The 5,334-nt window shown below is 63.2% G+C and carries 3 protein-coding genes and 1 pseudogene; all 4 read left to right on the forward strand.

Going from position 1 to position 5,334, the window contains the following annotated elements; genetic code table 11:
- The first annotated feature begins 119 nt into the window (after positions 1 to 119).
- The 4 genes and pseudogenes from H0V34_02995 to H0V34_03010 all read left to right on the forward strand — a co-directional run bounded on the left by H0V34_02995 (position 120) and on the right by H0V34_03010 (position 5,334).
- On the forward strand, positions 120 to 1,028 hold the full coding sequence (locus H0V34_02995; protein MBA2490703.1) for a universal stress protein: 909 nt from the start codon (positions 120 to 122) through the stop codon (positions 1,026 to 1,028).
- Positions 1,029 to 1,357: 329 nt separating this feature from the next.
- A complete protein-coding gene (locus tag H0V34_03000; GenBank protein ID MBA2490704.1) occupies positions 1,358 to 2,086 on the forward strand; it encodes a hypothetical protein in 729 nt (242 codons plus the stop codon).
- On the forward strand, positions 2,083 to 2,577 hold the full coding sequence (locus H0V34_03005; protein MBA2490705.1) for a hypothetical protein: 495 nt from the start codon (positions 2,083 to 2,085) through the stop codon (positions 2,575 to 2,577). The genes H0V34_03000 and H0V34_03005 overlap by 4 nt, the downstream gene beginning before the upstream one ends.
- Before the next feature lie 225 nt (positions 2,578 to 2,802).
- Positions 2,803 to 5,334: pseudogene (locus H0V34_03010) on the forward strand (acetate--CoA ligase family protein).

Raw genomic sequence — 5,334 nt, forward strand, 5'->3', positions numbered from 1 at the left:
ATCGGCCACCGCCAGTTCGATTACATCTTTTGCCAGATCCACCGCAACGGTTGTAGCATTCATCTCGGACTCCTCTCGTCGGTTACGCTGATGATTAACACCTCCAGCTTGGCACCTCGATGCCGCTCAAAACAGCGGGAGGAGTCCATTCCATCATTGCAGGGACCAATCCACTGCCACAGGAGATAGCGGTCATGCTAAAAGATATTCTCGTTCATGTAGATCATGCTGAACCGTCCAACGCGCCTCTGGAAGCTGCGATTCATCTTGCTGAGAGCTTCAATGCCCATCTTGGCGGGATCCATGTGACCTCGTTGTATCATTATGTGGCCACTCATGATGTCTGGGTAGCAGGGCTGTGGGAGAAGTGCAAAGACGATCTGCGAGCGGTAGCCGAGAGGACACAGGCGCTGTTCACGAATGCATCAGCGCGCGCGGGCGTACTTGGCGAGTGGCATCATGTCGACGGGGATCCGGCAACCACGATCATCGACTACGGCCGCGTGGTAGATCTCATCGTGTTGGGTCAGCCGACTGAGAATGCACCTCCTATAACACGCGAGATCGCGGACAAAATACCGCTGGCGGCAGGCAGGCCGGTGCTCTTCGTTCCAGGCGCCTGGTCCGGATCATTGGGCAAGAGCGTGCTGGTCGCGTGGAATAATAGCCGAGAGGCGGCGCGGGCGGCCAATGATGCACTCGCGCTGCTAAGTGGTGCGGAACAGGTCATCGTCATGGCGGTCGACCCCCCCGCGGACGATGTCGCTCGCGAAGACGCTGACAATGAGATACCCAGCGCCGACATCGCACTGCACCTGGCGCGTCACGGTGTCGAGGCTGAGGCGGCGCGCGATACGGCGGCCCCTCAGTTCGTCGGCGAGAGACTGCTCGAGCAGGCGGAACGTCAGCGCGCCGACCTCATCGTGATGGGAGCGTACGGGCACTCGCGGCTGAAGGAGATCATGCTTGGGGGCGCGACCCGGCACATGCTCATGCATGCGAAAGTACCGGTGCTGATGTCTCACTAGCAGGCTCTCGTAGCTTGAATCCACATTACGATGAACGAGTCCTCCACTGATCGCATGCTAGAAAGGGCTTCGACGCTTACGCGCCGCGCGCGCCACCCGATGCGCACCAGGCGCGCTTCGCTTCTGCGTCATGCTGATCCCGAAACTAGAACACGCAAAGCGGCACAGGATTGCGGTGCAGTGACCGTAAGCGGCCTTGTGGGGCATCGAAGAACCCGGCTTACAGGCGGGTTCTACTTGGGCGACGCCGTGGGGATGAATCCCTCACTTTCCCAGCGTTTGTTATCACGATGATTTGTCCTATCCTGCCATTGACTGAAGGACTTGCCATGAGACGATCCGTTTTAGGCCTGGTGTTTTCCGTGCTGCACGGCATTACCATGCTGTCGAGTGCGTCCGCCGACCCTGCCACGCCGATAAGCTGGCAGGCGAAGATGCGGGCGCTCGGGGCTACGATGAACGAGCTCTTGCCCCAGCTCGTCTCCCGGCATCCGGAGAAGGAGGTGGTGTTCAAGCACGCGCGGACGCTGGCCGAGCTCGCGCATGCCGTGCGCGACGATGCCGCCCGCAAGATGACGCGGCCGTCGGGCGACGCCGACCCGAGCCTGCCGATCCTCGCGAACCAGTTCGTTGAGGACGCTGAGGTCGCGTACGCGGCGGTCAAGAGCGGTCAGCTCGCCTACGGCGTGAGCCTCCTGCGCTCGGTCACCGGCCATTGCATCGCGTGTCACACCCGGCACGAGGCGAATTCCGAGCTTCCGAGCTTCCCGCTGTCGCCGAAAACGAACGCGCTCGGTCGTGTGGAGCAGGCCGACCTGATCACGGAACCCGGCAATTCGACAAGGCCCTCGCCGAGTATCAGGCGATCGTCGCCGACGACCAATTCGCGAAGGCGCATCAGATCGAGTGGGAGCGCGCCGTCCGGCACGGTCTCTCGCTCGCCGTTCGCGTGCAGAAGAGCCCTGCGGCGGCGCTGCGCATCGTCGACAACGCCAGGACGCAAAGCAGCGCTCCGGAGTTCCTCCGCCGCAACGCGGCCCGCTGGGAAGCGGCGTTGAGCAAGTGGCAAGCGGAGAAAGTCGCGGACTCTGACAAGACTTCGGCGGATACAGAGCCGGCGCTCTACGAGGAGATGAGTCGTCTTTTCACGGCCGCTAAGGCCGCGCAGCTGTATCCGAAGGATACTGGCGCGAACATCGAGTACCTGCGCGCGTCCACAACGGCGCACGAGCTGCTCGCGCGCTTTCCCGACAGCAAGCACGCCGCCGAAGCGTTTTTCATCGCCGGCAGCGCGTACGATGTGATCGGCGACCCCATACTCTGGCCGTCGCACGAGCGCTACTTCGAGGCCTGTGTGCGTCGCGCGCCTCACTCTCGGATCGCGGTGCGCTGTTACGAGCGATTCGAACAGTCAGTTTACATCGGCTACTCGGGTAGCGGCGGCACCTTCATCCCCGAGGACATGCAGAAGCGCATGTCAGAACTGAAGCGGATTGCCGAACCCATCGACACGCGCAACGCGTCGCCGCAACCTGAAACTCAAAGCTGAAGTATAAGACGCGAGGATAAGACGCGGCGGTCTACTGCGTTGACGGCGCAAGCCGGCCCGACGTAGCCTCCTCCATCGAGGAAGGTCGGCACCATGGTTGCCCGACTGGCGAGGAACGCCGCCCACGCCGTCAATGGTTCGGTCGCCTTCGTCGCTGGCGGTTGCAACAGCATAGGCACACAAGAGCGAGGATGAAGGTCTGGCCTTCGAATTCGAGATCACGTCATGACCGTCCGCAACTTGCAGTATCTGTTCAAGCCGAGATCGATCGCGGTGTTCGGGGCGAGCGATAGGCCCGGCAGCCTGGGCGCGGTGCTGATGGAGAACCTCTTGAACGGCGGGTTTGCGGGGCCGATCATGCCGGTCAACCCGCGTCACCGCACAGTCAGAGACCAGCCGGCCTACCGAGATGTCGCCGCGCTGCCCGAGGCGCCGGAGCTCGCGGTGATTGCCACGCCGCCGTCCACCGTGCCCAGGATCGTAGCCGAACTTGGCAAACGCGGTACGCGCGCGGCGGTGGTGATCACCGCCGGCTTCAACGCGCACGATGCCGACGGCAAACAGCTTCGGCAGGCCCTGCTGGATTCGGCGCGGCCTCATCTCCTGCGCGTCGTCGGTCCAAATTGCTTAGGGATCATGACGCCGTTCGTGGGGCTCAACGCGAGCTTCGCGCATCTCAATCCCGCCGCCGGCGGCATCGCCTTTATCGCGCAGCCGGGCGCGGTCGTCACGTCCATGCTCGATTGGGCCGTGGCACAGAACGTGGGTTTTTCGCATCTGGTCTCGATGGGCGACATGCTCGACGTCGACTTCGGCGACCTGCTCGATTACCTCGCCACCGACCGCGATACCACGGCCATTATTCTGTACATCGAGGCGGTCACGCACGCCCGCAAGTTCATGTCGGCGGCGCGGGCGGCATCGAGAATGAAGACCGTGATCGTCGTGAAGGCCGGACGTCATGCCGAAGGCGCGCGGGCAGCGGCCTCGCATACTGGGGCGCTCGCCGGCGCGGACAACGTTTACGATACCGTCTTTCGTCGAGCGGGCATGCTGCGTGTTTTAACGCTACAGCAGCTGTTCGACGCCGTTGAAACGTTGGCGATGGGACATCGTCCCGTAAACGATCGTCTGGCCATCGTGACCAATGGCGGCGGCATGGGGGTGCTTGCGACCGACGCGTTGATGCATCACGGCGGCCGACTTGCCGAGCTCTCGCCGGAATCCATGGAACGGCTGAACGCCGTGCTCCCGTCCACCTGGTCGCGCGCCAATCCTGTGGACATCATCGGAGATGCGCCCGGCGGCCGCTACCGCGACGCGATGAACGCGCTAGCTGATGATCGTAATGTGGACGCCACCCTGGTACTCAACTGTCCGACCGCGCTCGCCTCCGCGCAAGAGGCGGCGCAAGCCGTGGTCGAGGCCGCGGCGACTTACCGAAAACATACCTTGCTCACGAGTTGGGTCGGCGAGGGCACGGCGCGCGGGGCGCGCGACTTTTTCGCCAAGCACCGCGTCCCGAGCTTCGAGACGCCGGAGCAGGCGGTGCGGGCGTTTATGCACCTGGTTAGCCATCGCCGCGCCCAGGAACTGTTAATCGAGACGCCCTCCTCGATCCCGGAGACTTTCGATCCGGATCTCGCCCGCGCTCGTGTGCCCTTGAACAAGACGCTGGCTGATGGGCGCAACTGGTTGAGCGAAGCGGAGGCCAAGGAGGTGCTCGCAGCCTATGCGATTCCCGTCGTTCCCACGCGCATCGCGCGCGATCCCGATGAGGCCGCACGGCTTGCCGCGGAGATCGGCGGGACGGTGGTGCTCAAGATCCTCTCGCCGAATATCACGCACAAGTCCGATGTCGGCGGCGTGGCGCTGGATCTACAAGGTGCTACCGCGGTGCGTGCAGCCGCACAAGCGATGCTCGAGCGTACGCGCAAACTACGGCCCCAAGCGCACATCGACGGCTTCACGGTGCAGTCCATGATACGGCGTCCGGGCGCGCACGAGCTGATCCTAGGGGTCGTAGAGGACCATCAGTTCGGCCCGATAATCCTGTTCGGCCGGGGTGGCACGGCGGTGGAGTTAATTGATGACAAGGCCTTGGGTCTGCCGCCGCTGAACATGCGCCTCGCTCGCGAAATGATTGCCGGCACACGGGTTTATCGGCTACTGAAGGGCTATCGCGACAGGCCCGCGGCCGACCTCGGCGCGATCGCTTTGACCTTAATCAAGATCGCGCAGCTCGTCATCGACTTCGCGGAGATCGCGGAGCTCGACATCAATCCGCTGCTCGCCTATGAGAACGGCGTGCTGGCGCTGGATGCGCGTATCCGCGTTAGCGCGACTACACGCAGCGCCGCCGAGCGGCTGGCCATTCGGCCCTATCCTAAAGAGCTGGAGGCGCCGGTACACGTGGACGGCAAGGATCTGCTGGTGCGGCCTATCCGTCCAGAAGATGAGGCGGCATTACAGGTCGCGGTCGGTGGACTCACACGAGAAGAGCTGCGGTTCCGGTTCTTCGCCGCCGTCAAGGCGCTGACACACGCGACCGCCGCGGCGCTTCACGCAACTCGATTACGATCGTGAGATGGCACTGGTGCTCACGACGCGCGGCACCGCGGATCGAACGGAGATCTTTGGGATCGCGCAGCTCATCGCGGACCCGGACATTCAACGGGCCGAGTACGCGGTGTTCGTGCGTCACGACATGCAGGGTAAAGGCGTCGCGACACTGCTGACCCGGCGATTGTTTAACTA

It is taken from the genome of Gammaproteobacteria bacterium (genome assembly GCA_013696315.1).
In the GTDB taxonomy this organism is placed as follows: domain Bacteria; phylum Pseudomonadota; class Gammaproteobacteria; order JACCYU01; family JACCYU01; genus JACCYU01.

Coding starts and splice junctions, on each gene's coding strand:
- H0V34_02995 (MBA2490703.1), top strand. CDS start 120: ATGCCGCTCAAAACAGCGGGAGGAGTCCATTCCATCATTGCAGGGACC.
- H0V34_03000 (MBA2490704.1), top strand. CDS start 1,358: ATGAGACGATCCGTTTTAGGCCTGGTGTTTTCCGTGCTGCACGGCATT.